The sequence below is a fragment of the Bradyrhizobium acaciae genome (assembly GCF_020889785.1).
GTDB classification, from domain to species: domain Bacteria; phylum Pseudomonadota; class Alphaproteobacteria; order Rhizobiales; family Xanthobacteraceae; genus Bradyrhizobium; species Bradyrhizobium acaciae.
The window spans coordinates 1-25,957 of sequence record NZ_JACMYK010000053.1; the positions used below are offsets into that span (position 1 = coordinate 1).

General features: G+C 64.7%; 19 protein-coding genes and 1 pseudogene. 11 read left to right on the top strand and 9 right to left on the bottom strand.

The genetic code is table 11. The features are described 5' to 3' along the window. Positions 1–320 precede the first annotated feature (320 nt). The gene (locus H8A92_RS20530; protein ID WP_050626238.1) at positions 321–608 is read right to left on the bottom strand and encodes a hypothetical protein; all 288 of its coding nucleotides are present in this window, start codon (positions 606–608) and stop codon (positions 321–323) included. A 159-nt stretch (positions 609–767) separates the two neighbouring features. Between H8A92_RS20530 and H8A92_RS20535 the strand changes: the two genes are divergently transcribed. The 3 genes from H8A92_RS20535 (at position 768) to H8A92_RS20545 (ending at position 6,811) form a co-directional block, all read left to right on the top strand. Beyond that, positions 768–2,189: a CoA transferase gene (locus tag H8A92_RS20535; RefSeq protein WP_229197442.1), complete on the top strand. Its 1,422-nt coding sequence runs from the start codon at positions 768–770 to the stop codon at positions 2,187–2,189. A 151-nt stretch (positions 2,190–2,340) separates the two neighbouring features. Then, positions 2,341–3,588, top strand: a complete 1,248-nt coding sequence (locus H8A92_RS20540; protein ID WP_229197443.1) for an efflux RND transporter periplasmic adaptor subunit — start codon at positions 2,341–2,343, stop codon at positions 3,586–3,588. An 88-nt stretch (positions 3,589–3,676) separates the two neighbouring features. Further along, positions 3,677–6,811, top strand: coding sequence for an efflux RND transporter permease subunit (locus H8A92_RS20545; RefSeq protein WP_229197444.1), 3,135 nt, complete (start codon positions 3,677–3,679; stop codon positions 6,809–6,811). On the opposite strand, the gene H8A92_RS20550 is transcribed toward H8A92_RS20545, so the two are convergent. Continuing rightward, positions 6,804–7,772, bottom strand: a complete 969-nt coding sequence (locus H8A92_RS20550; RefSeq protein WP_229197445.1) for an amidohydrolase family protein — start codon at positions 7,770–7,772, stop codon at positions 6,804–6,806. The genes H8A92_RS20545 and H8A92_RS20550 overlap by 8 nt on opposite strands. A 138-nt stretch (positions 7,773–7,910) precedes the next feature. Next, positions 7,911–9,328: pseudogene (locus H8A92_RS20555) on the bottom strand (TolC family outer membrane protein). 238 nt (positions 9,329–9,566) lie between these two features. Between H8A92_RS20555 and H8A92_RS20560 the strand changes: the two are divergent. Beyond that, positions 9,567–11,429, top strand: coding sequence for an acetyl-CoA hydrolase/transferase C-terminal domain-containing protein (locus H8A92_RS20560; protein ID WP_229197446.1), 1,863 nt, complete (start codon positions 9,567–9,569; stop codon positions 11,427–11,429). On the opposite strand, the gene H8A92_RS20565 is transcribed toward H8A92_RS20560, so the two are convergent. Continuing rightward, positions 11,426–12,205 (bottom strand): enoyl-CoA hydratase, encoded by a 780-nt coding sequence (locus tag H8A92_RS20565; protein ID WP_212018820.1) that lies wholly within the window; start codon positions 12,203–12,205, stop codon positions 11,426–11,428. The two genes, H8A92_RS20560 and H8A92_RS20565, sit on opposite strands and share 4 nt — an antisense overlap. Before the next feature lie 127 nt (positions 12,206–12,332). Next, the gene (locus H8A92_RS20570) at positions 12,333–12,737 is read right to left on the bottom strand and encodes a hypothetical protein (protein ID WP_229197447.1); all 405 of its coding nucleotides are present in this window, start codon (positions 12,735–12,737) and stop codon (positions 12,333–12,335) included. On the opposite strand from H8A92_RS20570, the gene H8A92_RS20575 reads away from it, so the two are divergent. The 3 genes from H8A92_RS20575 to H8A92_RS20585 are packed head-to-tail and all read left to right on the top strand — an operon-like array spanning position 12,712 to position 14,532. Next, positions 12,712–13,305, top strand: coding sequence for a hypothetical protein (locus tag H8A92_RS20575; protein WP_229197448.1), 594 nt, complete (start codon positions 12,712–12,714; stop codon positions 13,303–13,305). The genes H8A92_RS20570 and H8A92_RS20575 overlap by 26 nt on opposite strands. A 40-nt stretch (positions 13,306–13,345) precedes the next feature. After that, on the top strand, positions 13,346–13,891 hold the full coding sequence (locus H8A92_RS20580; protein WP_163160496.1) for a sigma-70 family RNA polymerase sigma factor: 546 nt from the start codon (positions 13,346–13,348) through the stop codon (positions 13,889–13,891). 2 nt (positions 13,892–13,893) lie between these two features. Beyond that, positions 13,894–14,532 carry an NrsF family protein gene (locus tag H8A92_RS20585; protein WP_229197449.1) on the top strand — a complete coding sequence of 213 codons (639 nt, stop codon included), beginning with the start codon at positions 13,894–13,896 and terminating at the stop codon, positions 14,530–14,532. Here H8A92_RS20585 and H8A92_RS20590 read toward each other — a convergent pair. Beyond that, a complete protein-coding gene (locus tag H8A92_RS20590; protein ID WP_229197450.1) occupies positions 14,529–15,635 on the bottom strand; it encodes a DUF2336 domain-containing protein in 1,107 nt (368 codons plus the stop codon). The two genes, H8A92_RS20585 and H8A92_RS20590, sit on opposite strands and share 4 nt — an antisense overlap. Before the next feature lie 60 nt (positions 15,636–15,695). After that, entirely contained in the window at positions 15,696–16,844 is a 1,149-nt protein-coding gene (locus H8A92_RS20595) for a GGDEF domain-containing protein (protein WP_229197451.1), read from the bottom strand. Between the two features lie 417 nt (positions 16,845–17,261). Here H8A92_RS20595 and H8A92_RS20600 point away from each other — a divergent pair, with 417 nt between their 5' ends. From H8A92_RS20600 to H8A92_RS20615, 4 genes are all read left to right on the top strand, one after another. Continuing rightward, positions 17,262–17,831: a sigma-70 family RNA polymerase sigma factor gene (locus H8A92_RS20600; protein ID WP_163160500.1), complete on the top strand. Its 570-nt coding sequence runs from the start codon at positions 17,262–17,264 to the stop codon at positions 17,829–17,831. Continuing rightward, entirely contained in the window at positions 17,831–18,583 is a 753-nt protein-coding gene (locus tag H8A92_RS20605) for a hypothetical protein (protein WP_229197452.1), read from the top strand. The genes H8A92_RS20600 and H8A92_RS20605 overlap by 1 nt, the downstream gene beginning before the upstream one ends. 37 nt (positions 18,584–18,620) lie before the next feature. Beyond that, on the top strand, positions 18,621–20,309 hold the full coding sequence (locus H8A92_RS20610; protein WP_229197453.1) for a S8 family serine peptidase: 1,689 nt from the start codon (positions 18,621–18,623) through the stop codon (positions 20,307–20,309). 540 nt (positions 20,310–20,849) lie between these two features. After that, positions 20,850–21,347 carry a TIGR03809 family protein gene (locus tag H8A92_RS20615; RefSeq protein ID WP_229197454.1) on the top strand — a complete coding sequence of 166 codons (498 nt, stop codon included), beginning with the start codon at positions 20,850–20,852 and terminating at the stop codon, positions 21,345–21,347. Positions 21,348–21,407: 60 nt separating this feature from the next. Here H8A92_RS20615 and H8A92_RS20620 read toward each other — a convergent pair whose 3' ends face one another. After that, a complete protein-coding gene (locus H8A92_RS20620; protein WP_229197455.1) occupies positions 21,408–22,778 on the bottom strand; it encodes a TIGR03808 family TAT-translocated repetitive protein in 1,371 nt (456 codons plus the stop codon). 366 nt (positions 22,779–23,144) lie between these two features. After that, positions 23,145–25,781: a magnesium-translocating P-type ATPase gene (gene mgtA, locus H8A92_RS20625; RefSeq protein ID WP_229197456.1), complete on the bottom strand. Its 2,637-nt coding sequence runs from the start codon at positions 25,779–25,781 to the stop codon at positions 23,145–23,147. Positions 25,782–25,957 lie beyond the last annotated feature (176 nt).

The following is a 25,957-nucleotide window of genomic DNA, read 5'->3' on the forward strand; positions in this document are numbered from 1 at the left end:
TGCGCCCTCTGCAAGAGAGGGCGGAACGAAATCCAAAAGCTCGGACAATCATGTCGCGAGAATGCGCGTGTATGATTCAACGGCCGCGCAACGGTTCTCGGTGTCGTCCTGGCGAAAGCCAGGACCCATTACCCCAAATGCGCATTGTTGCGCGACGCTGGGGCCACGATCTCATTCACAGTCAATTGCGGTGGTTATGGGTCCTGGCTTTCGCCAGGACGACGTGTGGAGAGAGCCGTGAACTCGCCGTGCTCCCGACAGCAATGGAAACAGTCGCGCCATTGCCAGAAACGGCAGATGAATCCTTGCGCAGCTGCGCGCTATTCCACCGCCGCACCCACCGGCGGTCCGCCCGGTGGGCGGTGCAGGAAGGTGATCGATGCATAGGCGCCGACCCAGGAGCCTGCCGCAGCGAAGGCGACATAGAGCCAGTTCTCGGTGTAGCTGATCACCGCATAGGACGAGAGCACGTACCAGACGCTGCTCCAGGTGGCTGCCGGCACGCGTTTGCGCGCGACGACCGCCGACGTGAACATCACATAGACCGCGTCGGTCGCCGCGGTCGCGAGGAAGACGCCGCCGGCGGTGAGGGGATCGATGGCAGCCATTGCAGCTCCTGTTCGGGTCGGGAGAAGGCATGATGATCCGGAAAGTGTGCAGCGATTTTCCGAAAAGATCATGCCCAAACGAGGTATGAAGGTTGAGGTCGGGGCATTGCCTTTCTGTCATCATGCTCGGGCATAGAACAATCGCAAACAGGAATGTGCATGCAAGCCGTCCGTGACATCCTTGCCGACATCTGGACCGGCGCCGGCGGCACACCGTCCGCGCTCGATGGCGTCACGCTGAGCGGCAGCGAGCCGCAGCTGCCGTCGTCGTTTCGGGTCGCAGCCGCAGCGCAGGCTCCGATCGCCGCAGCCGGCCTTGCGGCGGCCGAGATCTGGAAAGCCCGCAGCGGCGAGCAGCAGGATGTCGCGGTCGATATCCGCCATGCGGTGGTCGAATGCCGCAGCGAGCGCTATTTGCGCGTCGACGACAGGCCGCCGCCACCGGCCTGGGACAAGATCGCCGGCGTCTACCGTACGCGCGACGACCGCTTCGTCCGCCTCCACACCAATTTCCCGCATCACCGCGACGCCGTCTGCAAAGTGCTCGGCTGCAACGCCGAGCGAGACGACGTCCAGGCGGCGCTGCTGCAATGGGACGGCGAGGCGTTCGAGACGGCGGCCTATGCCGCCGGCGGCGTCGTCGCCCTGATGCGCTCATATGACGAGTGGTCAGCGACGCCGCACGCCAAGGAACTGGCAAAACTGCCGCTGATCTCGATCGAGAAGATCAGCGAGGCCGCGCCAAAGCCGTGGCCCGCGGGGAAGCGGCCGCTGGCCGGCATCCGTGTGCTCGACCTGTCGCGCGTGATTGCCGGTCCCGTTGCCGGCCGCACGCTCGCGGCCCATGGCGCCGATGTGCTGCTGATCTCCGGTCCCGATCTGCCGGCGATCCCATGGCTCACCATCGACACCGGCCGCGGCAAGCTGACGAGTTTCCTCGAATTACGCAGCGAGGAGGGGCGAGGCGTGATGCGTGGCCTCGTGGCGCAGGCCGATGTTCTCTCGCAGGGCTATCGCCCGCAGGCGATTGCGCGGCTCGGCTTCTCGCCTGAGGAAGCGGCCCGCATCAATCCCGGGATCGTCTATGTAACACTCTCGGCCTATGGCCATGCCGGACCCTGGGCGGAGCGCCGCGGCTTCGACTCGCTGGTGCAGACCACGACCGGCTTCAATCATGCCGAAGCGCAGGCAGCCGGCGTCGAAGGGCCGAAGGAGTTGCCGGCCCAGATGCTCGATCACGCCACCGGATATTTCATGGCGTTCGGCGCCATGATGGCCAAGGCCCGCCAGGCGCGCGAGGGCGGCAGTTGGCACGTCCGGGTGTCGCTGGCGCAGACCGGGCGCTGGCTGTGGAATCTCGGCCGCCTCGAAGGGGGCCTTGCCACCGAGGACCTGAAGGCGGATGCGGCGCTGCCCTTCATCGAGCGGCTTCCATCCGGCTTCGGCACGCTGAGCTCGGTCCGGCACGCCGCCGTCCTGTCGCGCACCCCGGCTCATTGGTCCCGCCCGGCAATGCCGCTCGGCAGCCACGCTCCGGAGTTTCCTGCTCCAGCGTTTCCTGCCCCGGAGTTTCCCGGATGAGACATTCAGCCGCCGTTCAGGCTATCCGAACTTTAACGACGCGCACCGCCGAAGTGCGATTTTTAGGTTGTCTGAAACGCCAATTCGGCACTATTAGCGCACCGCTGGGGTTGTCCCGCCGGAAGCTGCAACGATCGACCCCGCGGACCGCATGCTGAAAGAGTTTATCAAGCGATTGCAGAGCTTTAGCCGTCCACGCCTGCTCGTGGCCACGGCGGTGCTGGTGGTCGCCGGCGCAGGCGCCTATGGCTACACGCGGTTCGGGTCGGACAAGCAGGCACCGTCGGAAGTCTCCAGCCAATCCCGCAAGGGCGGCACGCGCTATGCGCCGTCGCCGGCCGAATGGGCCAGCCTGACCTTCCAGACCGTGGCCGAGCACACCTTCCGCTCCGAGCTGGTGACCGAGGGCAAGATCGGGATCGACGAGGACCGCTCCACCCCGGTCTACTCGCCCTATACCGGGCGCGTGACCCGCCTCCTGGTGCGGCCGGGCGATGTCGTGGTGAAGGGGCAGCCGCTGTTCGTGATCGAGGCGGCCGACACGGTGCAGGCGCAGAACGATTACGTCGCCGCGACGGCCGGCCTCAACAAGGCGCAGTCGGCGCTCGACCTGGCGCAGATCCAGGAGACCCGCGCCAAGGACCTGTCCGAAGGCAAGGCGATCCCGCTGAAGGATTATCAGACTGCGCAGGCCGCGCTGGTGCAGGCGCAGAACGATGCACGCTCGGCGCAGACGCTGCTGGAAGCCGCGCAGAACAAGCTGCACATCCTCGGCTTCGGCGATGATGCGATCACGACGCTGCAGCAGAAGGGCCGCCTCAATCCGGAGACGACGGTGTTCGCGCCGATCGGCGGCACCGTGGTCCAGCGCAAGGCCGGTCCCGGCCAGTATGTCTCGACCGGCGCCAGCGACCCGGTCTACGTGATCGGCGATCTCTCGACGGTCTGGCTGATCGCCTTCGTCCGCGAATCGGACGCCGACAATGTCGCGGTCGGGCAGGACCTCAACTTCAGCGTGATGGCGCTTCCAGGCAAGGTGCTGAACGCCCGGGTCAACTACGTCGCCGCCGCGATCGACGCGACCTCGCGCCGGCTGCTGGTCCGCGCCACCATCGACAACGCCGACATGCGGCTGAAGCCGGAGATGTTCGCCAACGTGACGCTGTATTCCAAGGGCGATCATCCCGCGGTCGGCGTGCCGAAGCAGGCCCTGATCTACGAGGGCGACCAGGTACGCGTCTGGGTCGCGAAGGCCGACGACAAGACGATCGAACTGCGCCAGATCAAGCCCGGCCTGATCAACGGCGATCTCGTCGAGGTCGCCGGCAATCTCAAGCCGGGCGAGCAGATCGTGACGAAGGGCAGCCTTTTCATCGACCGCGCCGCATCCGGGACCTGAGACGCATGATCCGGAGATGGGGAAACCGGCTTTCCGGATCGATCATGCTCAACAAGAAAAATCCTCACCGCTGAAAGTGCCGGTCTGAATGGATCGCCTCGTCGCCTTTGCCGTCAATCGCCGCTACTTGATGGTGGCCATGTTCGTCGCCGTCTTCATCGGCGGCATGCTTGCGTTCAGGCAGCTCAACATCGAAGCCTATCCCGATCCGACCCCGCCGATGGTCGACATCGTGACGCAGAGCCCGGGCCTCTCGGCCGAGGAGATCGAGCGCTACATCACGATCCCGATCGAGACCCAGGTCGCCGGCATCAAGAACCTGAAGACCATCCGTACCATCTCGCTGTACGGCCTCTCCGACGTCAAATTGCAGTTCTCGTTCGACTACACCTATGACGAGGCGCTCCAGCAGGTGCTCAATCGTCTGTCGCAACTCGCGCCGCTGCCCGGCAACGTGCAGCCCGGCATCTCCCCGACGAGTCCGATCGGCGAAATCTTCCGCTACCGGCTGAAGGGGCCACCGAACTACAGCGTGCTCGACCTCAAGACGTTGCAGGATTGGGTGCTGCAACGCCGCTTCCGCGCGGTGCCCGGCGTGATCGACGTCACCGGCTGGGGCGGCAAGACCAAGACCTACGAGATCCAGGTCGACTTCAACAAGCTGGTCGCCAACGGCCTGACGCTGCCGCAGGTGCTGCAGGCGGTGTCCAACGCCAACATCAATGTCGGCGGCAACACCGTGAACATCGGCTCGCAATCGGCCGTAGTGCGCGGCGTCGGCCTGATCCGCTCGATCGACGATCTCGCCAACACCATGATCTCGCAATCCGGCGGCAATCCGGTGCTGGTCAGGGACGTCGGCGCGGTCACGATCGGCGAGAAGCCGCGGCTCGGCATCGCCGGCATCGACAGTGACGACGACATCGTACAGGGCATCGTGCTGATGCGGCGCGGCGAGCAGAGTTCACCGACGATCTCGCGCGTCGAGCAGCTGGTCAACCAGATCAACAGTTCCTCGATCCTGCCGCCGGGCGTCAAGATCGAGCGCATCTACGACCGCAAGGACCTGATCGAGCTCACCACCCACACCGTGCTGCACAACATGGTGGTCGGCATCCTGCTGATCGTGCTGTTGCAGTGGATCTTCCTCGGCGATCTCCGCAGCGCGCTAATCGTCGGCGCGACGATCCCGTTCGCGCTGTTCTTCGCCGTGATCATCCTGGTGCTGCGCGGCGAGTCCGCCAACCTCCTGTCGGTCGGCGCGATCGATTTCGGCCTGATCGTCGATGCCACCGTGATCATGGTGGAGGCGATCTTCCGCCGGCTGTCGCAGACCACGGCGCTGTCGGATGACGAGCGAAGCCACATCTCCGAGGACACGGTGATGGGGATGAAGAGCCACGCGATCCTGTCGGCGGCCGCCGACGTGTCGCGCTCGATCTTCTTCGCCGCGACCATCATCGTCGCCGCGTTCCTGCCGCTGTTCACGCTGGGTGGCGTCGAGGGCAACATCTTCGGGCCGATGGCGCGGACCTATGCCTATGCGTTGGCGGGCGGATTGCTGGCGACCTTCACGATCACGCCGGCGCTGAGCGCGATCATCCTGCCGGCGCATATTCACGAGACCGAGACCTGGATCGTCAAGAAGCTCGACGCAATCTACCTGCCGGCGCTGAACTGGGCGATCGGCAACCGCAAGGTCGTGATGGCCGGCGCGGCCGGCCTCGTGGTCATGACCATCATCTTCGTGCGCTTCCTCGGCCTCGAATTCCTGCCCAAGCTGGAAGAGGGCAATCTGTGGATCCGCGCCACGCTGCCGCCGACGATCTCGCTGCAGGAGGGCAACGCCTATGTCAACGAGATGCGGAGGCTGATCCGCAGCCGTCCCGAGGTGGTGTCGGTGGTGTCGCAGCACGGCCGCCCCGACGACGGCACGGACGCTGCCGGATTCTTCAATGCCGAATTCTTCGCGCCGCTGAAGCCGGCCGGCGAATGGCCCGACACCCACGACAAGGATGTGCTGACCGCGCAATTGCTGGCGCAGTTGCAGGACAAATTCCCCGGCGTCGAATTCAACTTCTCGCAATATCTCCAGGACAACGTCTCGGAAGCTGTGTCTGGCGTGAAGGGCGAGAACTCGATCAAGCTCTATGGCAACGATTTGCAGGCGCTGACTGATACCGCCAACAAGATCAAATCGGTGCTGGCCACCGTGCAGGGCGTCACCGACCTTGCGGTGTTCACCTCGCTCGGCCAGCCGACGATCCAGATCGACGTCGATCGCGTACGTGCTGCGCGCTACGGCCTGTCGCCGGGCGACATCAACGCCACGATCAAGGTTGCGGTGGGTGGCGACACCGCGGGCGATCTCTATGAACCCGGCAGCGACCGGCACTTCCCGATCATCGTCCGCCTTGCGCCGGAATATCGCAAGAGCGCGGAGGCGATCCAGAACCTGCGGATCGGAGCAACCAATCCCAATGGCGGGGTCACGCAGATACCGCTCTCCGAAGTGGCCTCGATCAAGCTGATCTCGGGCGCGGCCTACATCTACCGCGAGCAGCAGGAGCGCTATCTGCCGATCAAGTTCTCGGTGCGTGACCGCGATCTCGGCAGCGCGATCCTGGAGGCGCAGCAGAAGGTCAACGAGCAGGTCCAGTTGCCGCCCGGCTCGCGTCTCGAATGGGTCGGCGAATTCGGCAATCTGCAGGACGCGATCAAGCGGCTGTCGATCGTGGTGCCGATCAGCCTCGTGCTGATCGCGGTGCTGCTGTTCTTAAATTTCGGCTCGATGGTCGACACCATGCTCGCGATGAGTGTGATCCCGATGGCGATCTTCGGCGGCGTGCTCGGGCTTCTGATCTCCGGGATTCCGTTCAGCGTATCGGCGGCCATCGGCTTCATCGCGCTGTTCGGCATCGCTGTGATGGACGGCATCATCATCCTGTCGCAGTTCAACCAGCTGATCGACGAAGGCTACGACCGGATGCGTGCGGTGATCCGCACCGGCGAGTTGCAGCTTCGCCCGGTGCTGATGACCTGCGTCGTCGCCGGCATCGGCCTGCTGCCGGCGGCGGTGTCGGAGGGCATTGGCTCACAGGTGCAGAAGCCGCTCGCCATCGTCGTCGTCACCGGCATGATGCTGGCGCCGCTGGTGATCCTGATCACGCTGCCGGTGCTGATCTCCTATTTCTCGCGCCGGCCGAAGGACAGCGTTAGGTAAAGCCGTACAGCCGCGCCGGATTGTCGACCAGGATGGCCTTGCGAATTGCGGCGTCCGGCGCCCAGACCGGAAGCTGGTTGAGGAGGCGGCCGTCGTCGATCTGATACAGCGGCGTCACGTCGGTGACCTTCTTGCCTTGGGGCGTCACCGAATCCGGGTGCGGCCAGTCGGTGCCCCAGACGATGCGCTCGGCATTGGCCGCGATCAGCGCCTGCGCCAGCGACGTTGCGTCGGCATAGTCGGGCGCGAGCCTGGAGGCGCGGTAGGCGCCGGAAATCTTGACGTAGGCCTTGCCGGATTTGACCAGCGCGAGCAGGTCGTCGAACCCCGGCTGACCTGTCCCGAGCGCGGCCTCGGCGCCGCCGAAATGGTCGAACACGACAGGCACCGGCGCGGTGGCGACCAGGTCCTTGATCGCGGAGATCATGGCGAGGCTGGTGAACAGCTGCACATGCCAGCCGCGTGCCTTCATCCGTTCGATCGCGGCCGAGAAGCGCTGCCGTCCGACATTGGGATCGTTGACGCCGCCGGTCGCAAGGTTGAGGCGGATGCCGCGGAAGCCGGCCTTCTGCATGGCATCGAGATCGCTCTCGCTGGTCTTGTCGTCGATCACGGCGACGCCGCGCGCCGTCGGCCCGCGGGCCATCATGCCGAACAGGGTCGACGAATTGTCGGGGCCGTAGACGCTCGGCGTCACGATCACCACGCGCTCGACATGCAGCGCCTGGTGCAGCGCGCTCATTTCCTCCGGCGAGGCCGGCTCCGGCGTGTAGACGCGGCCGGCAAAGAACGGGAACTTGGCAGGGTCGCCATGGATGTGGGTGTGGCAGTCACACGCACCGGCAGGCACGTCGAAATTGACCGCGGTCGATGGTTGCGCTGCCTTGGAAAATGCGTTGCTGCTGGTCATGGTCGCTCCGGCTGCGATGGAAGCCAGCATCATATCGCGTCGCGTCAGCATTGGACGTCTCCCTGCGTGCTCGGCTGTTATGCGCGCACTCCGCGCTCCGGCATTATCGGTCGCCGGCGGGCCGGGAGGTTATCGGCGGCGAGAGCGGGCGGGAAGGGTCGGTTCGCGGTGCGAACGGTTCCACAAGACCTATTGTCCCGACGGCGTGCGCAGGCCGTGCCAGGCGTCGCGGACCTGATGGTAGTGCACCTCGGGCAGGTAGTCCGGCGTCTTGAGATTGAGCGTCTTGACGTCGAGGCGCCCGACCGCACTGAGCAGCGTGTAGGAGGCGACGACGCGGTCGCGCTGCGCCCCGATCAGCCGCGCCCGCGCCGTGATCAAATCCTGCTGGGCGTTGAGCACGTCGACCGTGGTGCGCTGGCCGCCGGCGGCTTCCTTCTGGACGCCGGCCAGCGCAACCTCCGCGGCCTTCACCTCCGACTCGGAGGCCGACACCGCGATCTTGGCGCCCTCATTGGCGACCCAGGCGCTGACCACGGCGGTCTTGGCCTGATTGCGCACCTGATCCAGCACGAGCCGGCTCTGCGCCGCCACTTCCTTGGCCTGCCGGGTCTGCGATGCCGCGGTGCCGCCGTCGTAGATCGGCTGGGTGACTTGGCCGATCACCGAAGCCTGATCGGTGCCGAAGGTGCCGAGCGTCGGGTCGCTGTCGCGGCTGCGGCTGACGCTGCCCTGCACGCTGACGTTCGGCATCAGGCTGCTCTCGGCGACCCGGATCGAGGTCGAGGCGACGTCGACGTCGAATCCTGCCGCGGTCACGGCGGGATGCTCGCGCAGCGCAAGCGCGATCGAATCCTCACGGCTGCGCGGCAGCAGCCGGTCAGTGGTCTCGCCGGCCGCAATTGGGAGGGTGCGTTGCCGACCACCTGTGCATAGGTGGCCTGGCTGATCGCGAAGTTGACCTCGGCGGCATTGAGGTCGGCGAGGCCGCGGTTGAGCCGGGCCTCGGCCTGGGCGGTATCGGTCGGCGTGACGTCGCCGGCATTGAGGCGGCGCTGGGTGATCGCCCGGGTCTCCTTCAGGAAGGCGACGTTGGAGCGCTGCGCCTCGACCAGGGTCTGGTTGGCCAGCACGTTGGTATAGGCGGTGACGGCGTCGAGCAGCACGCCTTGGCCGACATTGCGCAGGGCTTCGCGGCCGGACTGCACCTGCAACTCGGCGACGCGGACGCTGTTGGCGGTCTTGAAGCCGTTGAACAGGGTCTGGGTCACCGTGACGCCGATCTGCCACGGCTTCAGCGTCGCGGTCTGGATGACGTTGCCCGGCAGCAGGTCGCGCACCGCCTGAAGGCCGACCGAAAGACCGGCGCTGACCTGGGGGCGGTAGCCGGCCAGCGCCTGCGGCACGTTCTCGTCGGTGGCGCGCTGGCGCGCCCGTTCGGCGTTGAGCTGCGGATTGGTCTGATAAGCCTTGACGAGGGCTTCGGGCAGGCTTTCGGCGCGGGCGGCGGGACAGCTCAGCAGCGCGCATGCCAAGGCGCCAAGGCCGATGCCCGACAAAAGCACGCGCCTCGCTACCTCGCCAATATCAGCGGCACGCTCAACCATGTGATCCCGCAAACCGAAACCCCGGCAGTCCGCCTCCGACGCCGTCGACACATCTACCTGTTTACGGGGCGTCGCGGCCACAGGCAAACCGCCGCCCGACATCTGCACATCATTTCGGTTCTTGTCTGTTGCCGGTACGTCACAGGCGAACGCAACTGTCATATGAAGTATAAGTTCGCACCGCCGGCCGCCGATTCAGTGAGGCCGGTTATCCACTGTCTCCTCCGGTCCATTGCTGATGCCCATATTCTTCTCCGACCCCGAGGCGATCGCGGAGCACATCGTTCGTGACGTTGGAACCGAACTCGTGGTCGGGCTGCCGCTTGGCCTCGGCAAGGCCAACCACATCGTCAACGCGCTCTATGCGCGGGCGGTTGCCGACCGCTCCATCAATCTGACGCTGTTCTCGGCGCTGACGCTGGAAAAGCCGCGGCCGAAGAACCTGATCGAGCAGCGCTTCATCGGCCCGGTGATCGATCGCCTGTTCGGCCGCTATCCGGATCTGGCCTATGCGGATGCGCTGCATCACGGCGCGCTTCCGCCCAACATCAAGGTGATCGAATTCTTCTTCCTCGCGGGGCAGTGGCTGTATCAGCCGTTCGCTCAGCAGAATTACATATCCGCCAACTACACCCATGCGGCCTCATATCTGTTGTCGCGCGGATTGAATGTGGTTCCTCAGCTGGTCGCCAAGCGTGTCGTCGACGGCGTGCCGCGCTACAGCCTGAGCTGCAACACCGACACGACGCTCGACGTGCTGCGCGCCCGTGTGCAGGGGCGGGCGTCGTTCAAGCTGATCGGCCAGGTCAATTCCGAGCTGCCGTTCATGCCCGGCGCCGGCGATCTGCCGGCGGATGAATTCGCCGCGGTGCTCGACAGTCCCGATACCGACTTCCCGCTGTTCGCACCGCCCTCCGAGCCGATCAGTGACAACAAATATGCGATCGGATTGCATGCCGCGGGTCTGGTCCGCGACGGCGGCACGTTGCAGATCGGGATCGGGCAGGTCGGCGATGCGCTGGCACGAGGGCTGGTGGTCCGGCATCGCGACAATGTGCAGTTCCACGGCATCATGAAGCGCCTTGCGCCGGGGACCGAACAACTCGCAGCGGCCGAGACCGGGCCGTTCGAGAAGGGGCTCTACGGCGTCAGCGAGATGCTGTTCGAGGCGTTCCTTGGGCTGATCGATGCCGGCATCCTGAAGCGCGACATCGACGGCGTGATCCTGCACGGCGCATTCTTCCTGGGGCCGCAATCCTTCTACCGCGCACTGCGCGAGATGGTGCCCGAGCAGCTGGCGCGAATCCAGATGATGCCGGTGTCCTTCACCAACGAGATCTTCGGCGACGAGGACGGCAAGCGCCGGGCCCGCGTCGATGCGCGCTTCGTCAACAACGCGATGATGGCGACGCTGCTGGGGGCTGCGATCTCCGACGGGCTCGAGAACGGCCAGGTCGTGAGCGGCGTCGGCGGCCAGTACAATTTCGTGGCACAGGCCTTCGCGCTCGAGGGCGCGCGTTCGGTGCTGGCGCTGGAGGCGACCCACCAGTCCGGCAGGCAGCCGCAATCAAACATCCGCTGGTCCTACGGTCACGAGACCATTCCGCGGCACCTGCGCGATATCTTCGTCACCGAATATGGAGTGGCCGATACGCGCGGGAAATCCGATGCGGACGTCGTCGCCGCGATGTTGCAGGTGTCGGACTCCCGCTTTCAAGGCGAGCTGATGCGGCAGGCCAAGGACGCCGGCAAGCTGCCGCGCGGCCATGAGATTCCCGCGGCTCATCGCGAAAACTTTCCGGAACGCATCAGCGATGCACTGAAGCCCGCGCGCGACGCAGGGCTGCTGCCGTCATTTCCGTTCGGCAGCGACTTCACCGACGTCGAGCAGCGGCTGATTCCGGCCTTGCAGATCTTGCAGCAGGCACAGCGTACGCCGCTGCAACTCGCCGGCCTGCTGTGGCAGGGGATGCGGCATCCGCCTGATGCCGCCGACCGCGAATGCCTGGCGCGGCTCGGCCTCGACAAGCCGACGCATGTCGCCGAGCGCGCCTATCGCGCGTTCGTCACCGCGGCATTGCAACGGAGCCGAACGGGTTAGCGGTTCTTGTTGACCGGCTTGCGCTTCTCGATGAAGGCCGCCATGCCCTCGGAGCGATCCTCGAGCGCGAAGGTCGAGTGGAACAGGTTGCGCTCGACATTCATGCCTTCCGCAAGCGGCGTCTCGAACGCGCGGTTGACGGCTTCCTTGGCCATCGCGGCGGCCGGACGCGACATTGAGGCGATCTTCTCGGCCGCGGCGAGTGCCTCTTCCATCAGCTTGTCGGCCGGAACGATCCGCGACACCAGACCCGCGCGCTCGGCCTCCGCCACATCCATCATCCGTCCGGTGAGGCAAAGGTCCATGGCTTTCGACTTGCCGATCGCGCGGGTCAGGCGCTGAGTGCCGCCGATGCCCGGGATGGTGCCGAGGGTGATTTCCGGCTGGCCGAACTTGGCGGTATCGGCGGCGATGATGATGTCGCACATCATCGCAAGCTCGCAGCCGCCGCCGAGCGCGTAGCCCGCAACGGCCGCAATGGTCGGCTTGCGGCAACGGGCGACGCGGTCGCCGCCGATGGCGGTAAAATCGCTGTTGAACATGTCGATGAAGCCCTTCGGCTGCATCTCCTTGATGTCGGCGCCGGCGGCAAAGGCCTTCTCGCTGCCGGTGATCAGGATACAGCCGATCTTGTCGTCGGCCTCGAGATCGTCGACCGCCGCGGCGATCTCGCGGAACACGCCGAACGACAGTGCATTCAGCATTTTCGGCCGGTTCAGCGTGATGACGCCGACCGGTCCTTTGCTTTCGACGATGATGAATTCGAACGTAGCCATGACGCAAACCCCGTGCCTGATTTGCCGGGCAATGTGCCCGCTGACGGGATGCGCTTCAAGTGGCTGAAGCGAGGCTCTGGGCCGCGGTGCGGCGCACTCCGCGCCGCACGCCGTGAGCGCGCCCCGGCTAGGCCATGAACATGCGCGCGGCGGAAGCCACCGTGAGCAAGGCGCCGAAGCCGATGAAGATCTTTCCGATCAGCGAGGTCTGGTCCAGGCTCGCGCTGTCGCTGCTCGCCAGAACCGGGGCCGGCTTGGGTGCAGCCACGGCGACGGTCGACGGCTGCGCCGGGGGCGTCTCCTGCTGGGCGGTTTGCGCCTGAACCGGTTGCGGCGGTTCCGCCGGCTGCTCCTGCTGCAGGGCCCGGTCGACGTCGTTGAGCTGGTCGGACGCGACCACGCTGCCGTCGGACTGCTGGTCAGCGGGCTTGTCGGCCGCGGCGATCAGCGCATTGGCCTTGACCGGCGTCGCCGTCGCATTGTCGTCGCCGGAGGTCAGTTCTGCGTTGGCATTTGCGACCGTGGCGGGCATGCCCGCCGCCGTCACGCTGCCTGCATCGCTACCGGCGGCCTTCTTGCTCTCGGATTTTTCGGCGGTCTTGTCCGCCGTCTTGGACGAATGTTGGCGCGCATGGCGCCGGCCATGCCGCGAACTCTGCCGCGCGGACTTGTCGGTCGTCGCGCTGTCGGATTTCGCCGCTGATGAGTCCGTACCGGCCGCATGCGCCGGCAATGGAGCTGTGAGACCCACGAGAAGCCCGGTCAGCCCTGTCGCAACCATCAAGGCCAAGCGCCCGCTGGCTTTGATCTTCATTCTGATGATCTCCCCATTTCGCCCGTCCCAAACGCGAAATGAGACCCCCGTGCGTGTCCACACCGGGGCAAAAAAAGGGAATCTTCGGGCATCAGGGGGCGAAAGCTGGGCAATTTCGTCCCAGTCGGTCGTCGACGGCAGCAGTCCCGATGCTTGTCGGACCGATCGGTGTTATGAGCCGTGGCGTCTGGAAACCCGCCGGAGCGATTCTTTGTGGCTGATGCTCGGCGCGGTCTTGCCGGAGGATGGTTATCACGAATTCGTGATGTCTTGGCTTGCCGCGTAACGAACTGAAAGATCGGCCGAATTGCAATTCAGGAGCCTGCGTGCGCGAACGTGAGGATGAATGGACCGACCTGATGCGGTCGGCCATTTCAGGCGATGACGCGGCGTACCATCGCCTGCTCAAGGCCGTCACGCCGGTACTCCGTGCTGCGGCGCGACGCGGCTTGGCGCGCGCGGGACAGCCGGTCGATCAGTCCGAGGACATCGTGCAGGACATCTTGTTGGCAGTGCATTTGAAACGACAGACCTGGGACGCGAACGCCCCGTTCGCGCCGTGGCTGTTCGCGATCGCGCGCAACAAGCTGATCGACGCGCTGCGCCGTCGCGGCAAGCGCATCTTCGTCAACATCGACGACTTCGCCGAGACATTGCCCGGCGAAACGCCGGAGCCGACGGCGTCTCCCGGCGAGGTCACCGCCCAGTTGCAGGCGTTGCCGGCGCGGCAGCGCGACGTACTGCAATCGATTGCGGTCGACAGCGCCTCGATCAAGGATACCGCGGCGAAATTCTCGATGACCGAGGGCGCGGTGCGGGTCGCCCTGCATCGCGGGCTTGCGAGCCTCACCGCGAAATTACGGGACCGATGAGCATGGATACCGATCAACTCATTCGGACCCTTACAGCCGACAACGCTTATCGTGCGCGTCCGATCGGTCTTGCGCTGATGCTGGCACTGCTGGCCGCGGCGCCGATCTCTCTGCTGATCTTCTTCGCCGAGCTCGGTGTGCGGCCCGACGTGATGACCGCGATGCACAATCCGTTCTTCGACCTGAAGTTCGCGGTGACGCTGGCACTCGCCGCCTCGGCGATCGCGGTCAGTCTGCATTTGTCGCGGCCGGAGGCCTCGCTGCGCGGCTTCGGCTGGTGGCTGCTGATTCCCGCCGGCATCCTCGTTGCCGCGATCAGCGGCGAGATGATGATGCCGCAGCGGACGCCGATGATGACGCGCCTGATCGGCAAGAACTCGATGGCGTGCATATCCGCAATCCCAGCGATGTCGCTGCCGTTGCTGATTGGTGCGCTCTACGGGCTGCGACAGGGCGCGCCGGCGCGGCCGGCGGTTGCGGGCGCGGTGGCCGGCCTGCTCTCGGCAGGGCTCGCTGCAACCGTCTACGCCTCGCATTGCACCGATGACTCGCCGCTGTTCGTCGCCACCTGGTACACGCTGGCGACCGCGATCGTCGCGAGCGTCGGCGCCCTGATGGGGAAGCGGGCGCTACGTTATTAGGCCGCCGGCGCCGACTGCTGCATGCGATGGAAGCGCAGCACCTGCTGCGCGGTCGAAGGCCGCAGCCGCTCATAGGTGTCCTTGCAGGCCTGCAGATCGGTTGGCTCGGCGCCCGAGATGTCGTCGCGCAGGTTGATGATCGATCGCACCGTGGACCATGACAGGCCTGAAACCTTGGCCAGGATCATCACGCCCTCGGCGCGGGTTTCGATCATCATGTTCTCGGCCACGCTGACCGAGACGTTGGCGAGCGCGGCAAGCGAGGCGTTGGTTTCGTCGAACTTGCCGGCCTCGGCGAAGGCTGCGAGCTGGAATTCGTCGAGCCGGCCGTCCTGGTAGAGCGATTTGACCAGCGCATGCGCAATCGTGGTATCCGACGTCACGGCGGCGGGCGCCGAGCGCGCGCGTCGCGTGGCTTCCTTCACCGCAATCGGAATCTCCTTGGCCTGCTGCGGATTGGCGGCCTCGAGCCGCTGCCTGACCGTGTCCGAGGCCTTGGCGACGAGCTTGAGATAGAGATGCCGCGGGATGTTCGGGCGCAGGCCGACGCAGGTCGACAGATTGTCGTCGCCCTCGGCGCGGCTGACCAGTCGGGTGAAGCCGCGCTCGGTGAATTCCGCGCCGGGATTGTTGACCGCGCTCTGGATCACCTCGTCATTGCCCCGCAACACCAGCACGTCGGTGACGGCGCCGCTCAGCGTCTTCCGGTTGGAAATCGCGAGCAGGTGCGCCTGGCTCTTGCTGCGCGCCGTCTCGATCAGGGTGTCGTCGTCGAGCCGCGGCGACAGCGTCAGCACGGGGCCTGCGACCTCGATCAGGTCGTCGAATGCCAGGGTGCGGATGGTCTGCGGCGGCGCGGTATCGATCGGGGCGAGGCGGTCGGCGAGCAGGGCCTTGGCCGAGTTTTCGATGTGCTCGAGCAGGCACTGGAACACGTCGTCGAACAGCACGATCTGCTGGTCCGAATAATTCACCGAGCCGTTGATGAACAGGTCCGTCACGCGCCGCAGCGTCTCGACACGGCGTGCGACGGTGCCGTGGGCGAGGGTCGTCTGCAACTCGTCGAGCAGACTTTCGGGGGCGGTCGCGGGCTTCGAACTCATGACTCTGTCCTGGAGCGATGGCGACGGATTCTCCGCCGCCGAATAGGGAAATGAAAAGGTTCAGGCGCTGGCGATGCGGTTGCGTCCCCTCGCCTTGGCTGCGTAAAGCGCGCTATCGGCGCGGGCGAGTAATGTGTCGGAGTTTTCGTGCGGCTTCAGCGTCGTGACGCCCGCGGAGATCGTCACCCGCATACCCGGCGAGAACGCGCTCCAGTCGAGATCGGCGATGATGGCGCGCAGCCGCTCGAGCGCGCGCATGGCCTGATCCTGCGACAGATTAGGCAGCACCAGCAGGAATTCCTCGCCGCCGTATCGGCCGAAGCGGTCGATGCTGCGGAGATTGGCGAACATGCCGATGGCGAACGTGCGCAGCGCCTCGTCGCCGGTCGGATGGCCGTAGACGTCGTTGATGCGCTTGAAATGGTCGAGGTCGATCAGCGCGACTGCGCAGGAGCTGCCATTGCGGGCGCAGCGCGCGATCTCGTCCTCGAGCGTGCGCATGATGCTGCGGCGATTGGAGGTGCCGGTCAGCTCGTCGAGCTCGGCGAGCTCCTCGATGCGCCGATAAGCTTCCTTCAGCTTCACGCCGCTCTGATACAGCGATTGCTGCATCGAGCTCGAGAAGATGCCGAGATACATGCAGCGCCCGATCGTCAGCGCGAACACCAGCATGGTGGCGAGGCGGTCGATCTTCGTGCCGGTCGGCATCCCGATCGCCTTGTCGGTTCCGAGGAACAGCGCGGTCAGGCCCAGCACCATAATGGTCCAGACGATTGCGGTCTGGCGGGCCGAGGTGCGCAACGCACCGAAGCCGAACACCACGAACAGATTGCAGAGGAACAGCACGCCGACTTCCGGCGCGATGTAGGTGAACACCAGCAGGTTCACCATGTTGACGGCCGATTGCGGCGCGACCAGATAATGGTCGCGGAAGCGCTCGTGAAAGCCGCGCTCCGAGAGCAGCACATAGACGGCGACCAAAGCGAGCCCGGTCAGGGCATAGCCCGCCGCCACCGAAACGGAGGTCGTGCCGGCATGCGCGTAGATCAGCAGCACGACGGCATCGAGCACGAAACAGGCGGCGATCATCGATTGGATCTGGCGGCGCTGCCGGGCCCGGCGCGCCAGGCGCTCGGCCGTCAGCCTGGGACGGCCGCTTTCCGATGCGCCCGCGATCGGACTGGGAAGTGACGACGCAGCGCTGCCCATGGTCCCGCCATTGGTGAAATCCGGCGAAAATCTAAGTGGGAAAGCCTTTAGGTTTGGTATCTTTCGGAACCGAATCTGCTCCGGTGTAATCCGGTCATCACCCTTGTTTCGTAAAGGGAATCCGTTCGCCGAAGCTGGTCGGGAGCGATCGTGCCGGGGCCTGCGCCGGCATCGACTTCGCGACGGTGCTGGCTTGCCGGCAAAGCCTTGGTATGGTCGCGCCGGATGGTGCCTGTCCGCGAGAGTATTCACTATTATGATACCGTTTTCCGATTCGCCGACGATTTTTCCTCATGGAAATCGTCGACTGTGTCATAGATCACACATGCGGTCTGGACATTGCCGTAATGTGAAGAATCTTGGCTCTCGCGTCGAACCACGCACCACCCCCCTCAGACCAACTTTGCGAGACGGCCATTGAGCGCGACACAGGCGGCTTCAGACGACGTTCTGATCGCTCGGATCGCTCAAGGCGACCGGCTCGCCATGCAGGTGCTGTACGGACGGCATCATGTCAGGGTGTACCGCTTCGGGCTTCGGCTTGTGCGGGACGAACAGGTGGCGGAGGATCTCATCAGCGAGGTCTTCCTGGACGTGTGGCGTCAGGCGGGCAAGTTCGAGGGACGATCCGCCGTTTCAACCTGGCTTCTGGCGATTACCCGGTTCAAGGCGTTGTCTTCGCTGCGGCGAAGGAAAGACGCCGAACTGGACGATGAGGCCGCGAACGCGATCGAGGACACGTCCGACGATCCGGAAACGGTGGTGCAGAAGAAGGACACCGGTGACACGCTGCGCAAGTGCCTGACGGGACTATCGGCGGAACACCGGGAAATTGTCGATCTTGTCTACTATCACGAGAAATCCGTGGAAGACGTCGCAGAGATCGTCGGGATTCCGGAGAACACCGTGAAGACGCGCCTGTTCTACGCGCGCAAGAAACTTGCCGAGTTGCTGAAGGCAGCCGGTGTCGAGCGAGGTTGGCCATGATGGCTGCGAGCAACAAGAAGGTGCAGGGTCAAGAACCTGACGATATCGAGATGCTGCTGCCCTGGCATGCGGCCGGCACGCTGAACGCGCGTGACGTGCGCCGTGTCGAGGACGCGCTCGCGAGCGATCCGGAGCTGGCCCGGCAGTATGCCGTCATCCGCGAGGAATATGCCGAGACCATCGGCCTCAACGAGAGCCTCGGTGCGCCGTCGGCGCGCGCCATGCAGAAGCTGTTTGCCGCGATCGATGCCGAGCCGGAGCGCAAGCCGTCGGCGGGTGCGCGGATGTCGGGCAGGATCTCGGAGTTCTTTTCGAAATTGTCGCCGCGGACGCTGGCCTGGTCGTCCAGCCTCGGTGCGCTCGTGGTGCTGTTGCAGGCCGGCGTGATCGGCGCGGTACTGATGCGCAGCCAGCCGGCATCGTTCCAGACCGCTTCGCTCGATGTTGCCGAACAACGCAGCGCGCCAAGCGCGGCCGTCGCACCATCCCACCCGGCACCCAGCGCGCCGATCACCCGTGACCTCGGCGCCAGCGTCGCGGCAGCGCCGACGCGGCTGTTGGTTCGCTTCACACCGGATGCCAGGATCGCCGACATCACGTCGCTGCTGGACAATTACCAGGGCGCGATCGTCGACGGTAAGGGCGGAATGTTCCGGTTGCAGTTCCGCGCGATGGACAAGGACAGTGTCGCGACGCTGATTGCCCGTTTGCAGAAAGAGAAGATCGTCAGCCTGGCGGTCGAAACGCCTTAAGCGGCGGCTGACGGTTCTGCGCCGAATTGAGGTCACGATGACCGCTGACGGCCGGACAAGATCGACGAACGGAGCGGCCGTCGCGGCCGCGTTCTTCTTGCTGCTCAGTGTTGCCGGCTCCGCCCACGCCCAGAATTTCATGCGAACGCCGATCGGCGGCGGGCCACAGCTCTCGTTCGGGCCGCGGGCCAATCCCGGTATGGACAGGGGTGGTGGAAATGCCGCCGGCGGGTTCGGTGGCGCCGTTGGACGCATGCCGGTGTCGGCAGACCACGGTCCGGCGACCTCGTGGACCGACGATGGGCCGCGATCGAGACTGCCGCCATCAGGTGCACGCTATGCGCCTCGCGTCTCGGCCGACTGCGACGACGGCTATCGCGGCCAGTGCTCCGAGCGGCCGGTCGCGGTCAACGGCGGCGGCAAGGGCGCCGCGAAGAAGGGCAGGGCCGGCAGTGGCGGCAGCACTCGTGCGCAGGATGCGTCGGGCGCGCGAACCGTCCCGAACGAGCTCGTCGCCGAGATCGATGGCGCGTTGACGGAGGCCCAGACCGACGCGCTCGCGCGCCGCCATGGCCTGACCCGGATCGCCTCGCAGAACATCCCTCTGCTGGGGGCGACGATCGGCCTGTTCCGCATCGTCGGCAATCGTTCCACCGACGCGGTGAGCCGAGAGTTTGCAAGCGACGGCAGCGTCCGCTCCGTGCAGCCGAACTACCGTTACGCGCTGCAGGACCAGAGGGCGGCATCGGGCGGGAGCGATCCGGCGCAATATCCGGCGGCGCAGCTTCACCTGGCGGCGGCGCACAGACTGGCGCGCGGGATGAATGTCACCATTGCCGTCATCGATTCCGGTGTCGACAGCGCCCATCCTGAACTGGCGAACACGGTCGCGGATACGTTCGACGCGCTCGGCAGCAAGGAAGGCCCGCATGCGCACGGCACCGCCGTTGCCGGTGCGATCGCGGCGCGCGTCCGGCTGACGGGGAGCGCGCCGGAAGTGCGCATCCTGGCGATCCGCGCCTTCGGTGCGGCCGCTGCTGGCGCCGAGAGCACCTGCTATGTGCTGCTCAGGAGCCTCGACTACGCGGTGGCGCACGGCGCGCAGATCGTGAACATGAGCTTTGCCGGACCGAAGGACGCCTTGATCGCGCGTGCCGTAGCCGCCGCAGCGGCGAGGGACGTCGTGCTGGTCGCTGCGGCCGGCAATGGCGGCCCGACATCGCCGCCGCTGTATCCGGCCGCCCTTCCCGACGTGATCGCGGTGAGCGGCATCGATGCCGGCGACCGGCTGATGGCGGCCTCGAACCGCGGCAGCTATGTCGCGCTGGCGACGCCCGGCGCCGACATCCTGGTGCCGGTGCCTGACGGCAGATACCAGGTGATGTCGGGCACCTCGTTTTCGGCCGCGTTCGTCAGCGGCATCGCGGCCCTGGTGCTGGAGCGCAATCCGGCATTGAAGCCCGCCGAGGTGCGCAGGATCCTGACCGGCACGGCCCGCGATCTCGGGACACCAGGTCGTGATGATCTGTTCGGGGCGGGCGAGGCGGATGCGCTCGGCGCAGTGATGGCCGCGACCAGTGCTCCCGTCGCTTCCGCCGTGGACAAACCGTCGCAGCCTGCACAGGACGCGGACAGCAATAACACTTCCGTGAGCCGCGCGGCGGATGAACCCGTACCGTCGATCGCATCGGACGATTCCACCGCTAATCGCCGTGCCGCGCAGTGATTTTCGCTGCCGAACGCCCACGATGGTGCGATGGAACCGCGCGGCGCAAAGGTTAAAAAAATCGCCGACGATTTGAACGTCCGCCTTCCTCTCACGACTTATGTGTGTGGGAGCGGTTTATCCCTCCCCGGCTATATCAGGCGCGAGCGCCCATCCACCCCAAGCGCCCATATGGCTTTGACCCGTCCGGTTGTCCCCCCGGACGGGTCTTTGCTTTCTGGGGCACCCTTGCATTGGCCGAACGCCGCCGACGCGGCGTGGCGCGGTCGCGATGTCGGGCGCGGGGCAACGGGACTGTTTGCTGTGGATCATACGGCTGTGCGGCGCACGAACGCGATGCGCATCGCCACCATGCAAGTCGATGACTTGATGATGGTTCAGGCAAGAAACTCCGTAGTAGAGCGGACTTCTTTCATCGCCCGTTCGCGATTAAGAATTTAGTTAGACTTTATTTACCTTTTCCACAGAATATCGGTGTCACGTCCAGTTGATTCGGTTCGGTTGCGTCTGCGTCCGTTTCTTTCCCTGCGGGCAAATTGAATGACACATCGGACCGACGTGGCCAGAGGCCAGGAGATCGTTGCACGCTGGTGCAACCTCGCCGAGCAAAGGCTGGAACACCTTACCGAACTGTTCGAGACCGGACGCTGGCGCCGCTATCACAGCGAGCAGGCCTTTCTCGAGAACATCCGGGAAGCCCGGGCCGCGGTCGAGATCTGGCAGGAATTGCTGACGCGCGAGGCTGCGCTCGACAATTCGCCGATCGATCTGGCCTGGCTCGGCCGCGGCAAATCGATCCTGCCGCCGCGCCGCTTCTCGCCGACGCCGGAGCGCCGGCCGGAGGCCGCGACGCTGGCGGAAGCCGCGATGACCGCGGTCGCCGCTGCGCTGGAGACGGCGGCCGAGGTGCTGGAGGAGCCCCCCACCGTGGCCGACGCGCCTCCGCTGGAGATGCCGCCGCCGCCAGTCATGCGGCCGCCGGTGCTCGATCTCGATACCATCCAGCGGCGCTATCCGCTGCTGCGCAACGCGCTGTAGAGTATGATCCGGAAAAGTGTGAAGCGGTTTTCCGGAAAGATCATGCTGAAACAATCCGCGCTAACGCCGAACCGCATTAGCGCCGACAACGAGCTGGGCATATTGCTGGGCGCCGCCCGCTGACAGATCCGACGTGATCGGGCGGGCGTGGTCGAGCCCGACCACCGCGCCGCGCGGGGTTTCCGAGATCATGTTGTTGTTGATCAGCGCGGAGCCTGCGCCCGGCACCACCGAGACGCCGATGCCGACGAGAGCCTTGCGGACCACATTGCCCGTGATTGCAACGTCGCGCAGGTACTGGCCCCAACCGGCGACGATGCCGAAGGTCGGCGCATTCTCGATCACATTGCCGGTGACGGCGCTGTCGGCCTCGACATAGATGCCGATGCCGGCGCCGTCGTTCGGGTCGGTGCCGACAGGGCGCTTCGGCAGCAGATTGCGGATGATGTTGCCCTGGACCACCGCGATGCGGCCGCCCTCGTTGAAATTACACACGGAGACGCCGATCGCCGCGCCGTCGACGGTATTGTTGGCGATCAAAGCGGCCTCGAACGAGAACTCCGAGTAGAGCGCGACCTCGCGGACATTGCTGACGCTGTTGTCCGTGACGTGGATGTTGGAGGCCGAGTTGCCGCGCACCGCCGAGAAGTCGCAATTGCTGATGCGGTTGCCGCGCACGATCACGTTGCCGGCGCGAAAGGCGTTGATGGCGTTGCCGTACTGCCCGGAGCCGCCTGGGCCGGCCTTGATGTCCTCGATGCGGTTGTCGGCGACGATCGAGCCGTCGTCGCCGATCGCGGTGCGCAGGATCTCGATGCCGTTGTCGTTGGTGCCCTTGATGGTGTTGCGTGCCACCATCAGGCCGAGCGCGTCGAACGACACCAGCGCCGTGCTCGCGATGTCGGTGAAGATGTTGTTGCTGACATCGCCCGACATCTGCTCGAACCAGATGCCGCTGCCGCCGCTGCCGATGATCTGGCAATCGGTGATGCGGATGTCGCGGCCGGACAGGCAATGCACGAGGCCGCGCCGCGCCGGCAGCGGAACCTTGCCGCCGTCGAAGCTGAGACCCATCAGCACGACGCCGCCGGCGCCTTCGCCTTCCAGCATCGAGGCGCCGCCGTTGAACACCAGCCGGCTGGCGCCGCGCACCCCGATCAGCTGGCTGCCCGGCGCAAGCCGCAACAGGCCGGTGCGATAGACGCCGGGCGGGAACGCCAGCGGCACCTGCGCACGCGCGGCATCATCGATCGCGCGCTGCAAATTGCGGGTCTGATCGTCAGGGCTGCCGGGGCGAACGCCATATTGCGTGACGTCGCGGCCGAGCGAGCCGGTCGATGCCGCGGCGCGCGCGGCATCCGGCGACATCGCAAGCGCGCCGGCTGCGCCGGCGGCGGTTACTCCGATCAAGTGGCGGCGATTGACGTCCATGGGCATGGCCCTCGCCAAAGCGCTTTCAAGCGAAGCGGGTACCGGTTCGCGTGAAGAAAACGCGTCAAAACAGGTGCGAGCGGTGACGTTCGCGGGTCGAGTGGTAGCGCGAAATGCGGCGCCGCATGGTGAATGCGCCGACGCAGCGGGGCGATTGTTGGCGGTAGGGTTAATCCCGGGTGCAGCCGACTGGAAGCCTCATGCGCAGGGCATGACAATAGAGAGGATATGCAACCGCGTTCTCGCGGCGTGAATCGCCCGAGCTTTGCGTTCATTTGACCCTCTCGAGAACGGAGGGCGCAGGGAAAGCCGGGGGCCGATCGGGCCTCGACGCATCAGCGAAAGTGTCTCGCGGCGAAGAACCGGCTAGAGTCCCCATCTCCTCGTGAACCAAACCTTCACGAAGTGTGTGATCGTAGCGTAAGTTACGAGCATCGTTGCAACCAGCGGCCAGTAGCCCCACGGCAGAGGCACGAAGCCCAGCGCCGATCCGGCCCAGGTGAAGGGCAGCGTCATCCCGATTGTGCAGATAATCACCGTCGTCGCAATGAGCGCCGGACTTGCATGGCTCTCGATAAAGGGAATTCTCGCCGTCCTGATGATGTGTATGATCAGCGTCTGCGTCAGCAGCGACTCCACAAACCAGCCGGTCTGGAACAGGGACGGATTGTTCCAGGCATCAAAGACAAAGAGCATCATTCCGTAAGTTGCGTAGTCGAATATCGAGCTGATAGGGCCGATGAAGATCATGAACTTGAAGATGTTGCCGATGTCCCACGTCCGCGGTGATGCCAAATACTCCTCGTCGACATTGTCCGTCGGAATGGTCGTCTGCGAAAAATCGTATAGCAGGTTGTTGGTGAGCACCTGGATCGGGATCATCGGCAGGAAAGGCAGGAAAATGCTTGCCCCGAGCACGCTGAACATGTTCCCAAAGTTCGAGCTCGCGCCCATCTTGATGTACTTGGTGATGTTGGCGAAGACTTTTCGACCCTCGGTGACACCCTCCTGAAGGACGAGCAGGCTCTTTTCGAGCAGGATAATGTCCGCGGATTCCTTTGCGATATCGACCGCTGTGTCCACGGAAATCCCGACATCCGCGGCTTTGAGAGCCGGACTGTCGTTAATCCCGTCGCCCAGAAATCCGACCACATGTCCCTTGGCGTGGAGGGCCCGCACCACTCTTTCCTTCTGCTCAGGGTTCAGCTTGGCAAAGACCGTGGTATGGCCAGCGACTTCCGCGAGTTCGGCATCGCTCATCTGCGCGATCCTGCTACCCAGCAGAATTTCGCCGGTTTCCAATTGAACCTCACGGCAGATCTTGCGCGTGATGATTTCGTTGTCGCCCGTCAGAACCTTCACCTGAACGCCTTTCCGGGCCAACGTCGCGATCGCTTCCCTGGCGCTCTCCTTCGGCGGATCGAGGAAGGCGATGTAGCCGAGTAACGTCAAATCCGCCTCGTCCCGTACCGAATAGGCTGTCTTCGAAGGCTCCATCTCCCTATAAGCCACGGCGACGACGCGAAACCCGTCGGAGTTGAGCGCGACAGTCTGCTCCTTGGCGCCCTCGAAATGGGTCGGGTCGAGGCGGCCGACCTCGCCCTTAAGGCAATAGCTCGAACACGCGGCGAAGATCTCCTCGACCGCGCCCTTGCAGATCAGGAGATGCTTTCCGTCGTTGCGCGCGACCACCACCGACAGCCGGCGGCGTGTGAAGTCGAACGGGATCTCGTCAACCTTCGAATATCCTTCCTCGACGCGGAACGCCTGATCGAGTTCGGCGTGCGCGAGCACCGCCTTGTCCAGAAGGTTTCGCAGTCCCGACTGGAAGTGGCTGTTCAGGATGGCGTACATGAGCACATCATCGGAATCGTTTCCGTCGATATCAATGTGCCGCTTAAGGATGATCCGGTCCTGGGTTAATGTGCCGGTCTTGTCGGTGCACAGCACGTCCATCGCGCCGAAATTCTGGATGGCGTTGAGGCGCTTGACGATCACCTTCTTGCGCGACATGGCAATTGCGCCTTTGGCGAGATTGACCGTCACAATCATCGGCAACATTTCCGGCGTGAGCCCGACCGCCACGGCCACCGCGAACAGCAGCGCCTCTAGCCAATCATGCTTCGTGAAGCCGTTGATCAAGAAAACGGTAGGCACCATCACAAGGATGAAGCGGATCATCAGCCAGGTGAACCTGTTGATGCCCTGGTCAAAGGCTGTTGGAACGCGCCGGCCTGCGATCTCGTGAGCCAGCTGCCCGAAAAAGGTGCGCCGACCGGTTCGCAAGATAATCCCGGTACCATAGCCGGACACGACATTCGCTCCCATGAAGCAGATATTCGGCAGGTCAAATGAGTCTTCGCACTCCGCAGTTCCTGGCTGGGCGTGCTTCTCGGCCGGCATGGATTCACCGGTCAGGACGGATTGATTGACGAACAGGTCCTTGGCTTCGAGCAGACGCAGATCGGCCGGGATCATGTCTCCGGCGGAAAGTCGCACCACATCGCCGGGTACGAGATGATCAACGGGAAGCTCGGAGAACGGATCATCCGACTGTCCTGGCCTGCGCCTGACACTCGCGGTGGTATGAACCATGGCACGCAGCTGAGCTGCGGCCTCGTTGGACCGGTGCTCCTGGATAAATGCCGTTGTAATCGCCAGGACCACCATCGTCGCGATCACGATGGCAGCACGTGCATCTCCCAAAAAATAGGAGACCGCCGCCAGTGTCAGCAGCAATCCGTTTAAGGGATTGCGCGCACGATTCCAGATCTCTTCGGGAATTGTCGGCTTGCACTCCCGCGCAACGAGGTTGGGCCCAAATTTCTTGATCCGTGCTGCCGCCTCTGCGTCGATGAGCCCTTCCGGCGTCGATCCCATTCTGGCGCAGGCTTCATGAGGCTGAAGCCGGCTGATCGCGGCGAGCATGCCGTCGCATGCGCCTTCGACTTCTTCATCGACGAGGCTGTAGGTCTGCTTGGTCGGCTTCGAGAAGAAGTTCATGGGAGATCAAGTCAGAATTCAACGGGAACCGTTGCTATTAAAGCGATATTTGGCAGCGCAACCTTGCGCCAAATCAAAGATTGCGGTCACGAGCGGCTCGACGCAGACTCGAACATTCCGTTTCTGAACGGCACAGCGCGTTTGCGTTCTGCACGCCGACTGGGTGGAGGCAAATG

Bases quoted from the DNA above. Each gene is read 5' to 3' on its own strand.
- H8A92_RS20530 (WP_050626238.1), bottom strand. From the start codon at position 608: ATGGCTGCCATCGATCCCCTCACCGCCGGCGGCGTCTTCCTCGCGACC.
- H8A92_RS20620 (WP_229197455.1), bottom strand. From the start codon at position 22,778: ATGGACGTCAATCGCCGCCACTTGATCGGAGTAACCGCCGCCGGCGCA.
- H8A92_RS20560 (WP_229197446.1), top strand. From the start codon at position 9,567: ATGCCCATATTCTTCTCCGACCCCGAGGCGATCGCGGAGCACATCGTT.
- H8A92_RS20570 (WP_229197447.1), bottom strand. From the start codon at position 12,737: ATGCCCGCCACGGTCGCAAATGCCAACGCAGAACTGACCTCCGGCGAC.
- H8A92_RS20540 (WP_229197443.1), top strand. From the start codon at position 2,341: ATGCTGAAAGAGTTTATCAAGCGATTGCAGAGCTTTAGCCGTCCACGC.
- mgtA (WP_229197456.1), bottom strand. From the start codon at position 25,781: ATGAACTTCTTCTCGAAGCCGACCAAGCAGACCTACAGCCTCGTCGAT.
- H8A92_RS20545 (WP_229197444.1), top strand. From the start codon at position 3,677: ATGGATCGCCTCGTCGCCTTTGCCGTCAATCGCCGCTACTTGATGGTG.
- H8A92_RS20590 (WP_229197450.1), bottom strand. From the start codon at position 15,635: ATGAGTTCGAAGCCCGCGACCGCCCCCGAAAGTCTGCTCGACGAGTTG.
- H8A92_RS20595 (WP_229197451.1), bottom strand. From the start codon at position 16,844: ATGGGCAGCGCTGCGTCGTCACTTCCCAGTCCGATCGCGGGCGCATCG.
- H8A92_RS20585 (WP_229197449.1), top strand. From the start codon at position 13,894: ATGGATACCGATCAACTCATTCGGACCCTTACAGCCGACAACGCTTAT.
- H8A92_RS20610 (WP_229197453.1), top strand. From the start codon at position 18,621: ATGACCGCTGACGGCCGGACAAGATCGACGAACGGAGCGGCCGTCGCG.
- H8A92_RS20535 (WP_229197442.1), top strand. From the start codon at position 768: ATGCAAGCCGTCCGTGACATCCTTGCCGACATCTGGACCGGCGCCGGC.
- H8A92_RS20550 (WP_229197445.1), bottom strand. From the start codon at position 7,772: ATGCTGACGCGACGCGATATGATGCTGGCTTCCATCGCAGCCGGAGCG.
- H8A92_RS20565 (WP_212018820.1), bottom strand. From the start codon at position 12,205: ATGGCTACGTTCGAATTCATCATCGTCGAAAGCAAAGGACCGGTCGGC.
- H8A92_RS20615 (WP_229197454.1), top strand. From the start codon at position 20,850: ATGACACATCGGACCGACGTGGCCAGAGGCCAGGAGATCGTTGCACGC.
- H8A92_RS20605 (WP_229197452.1), top strand. From the start codon at position 17,831: ATGGCTGCGAGCAACAAGAAGGTGCAGGGTCAAGAACCTGACGATATC.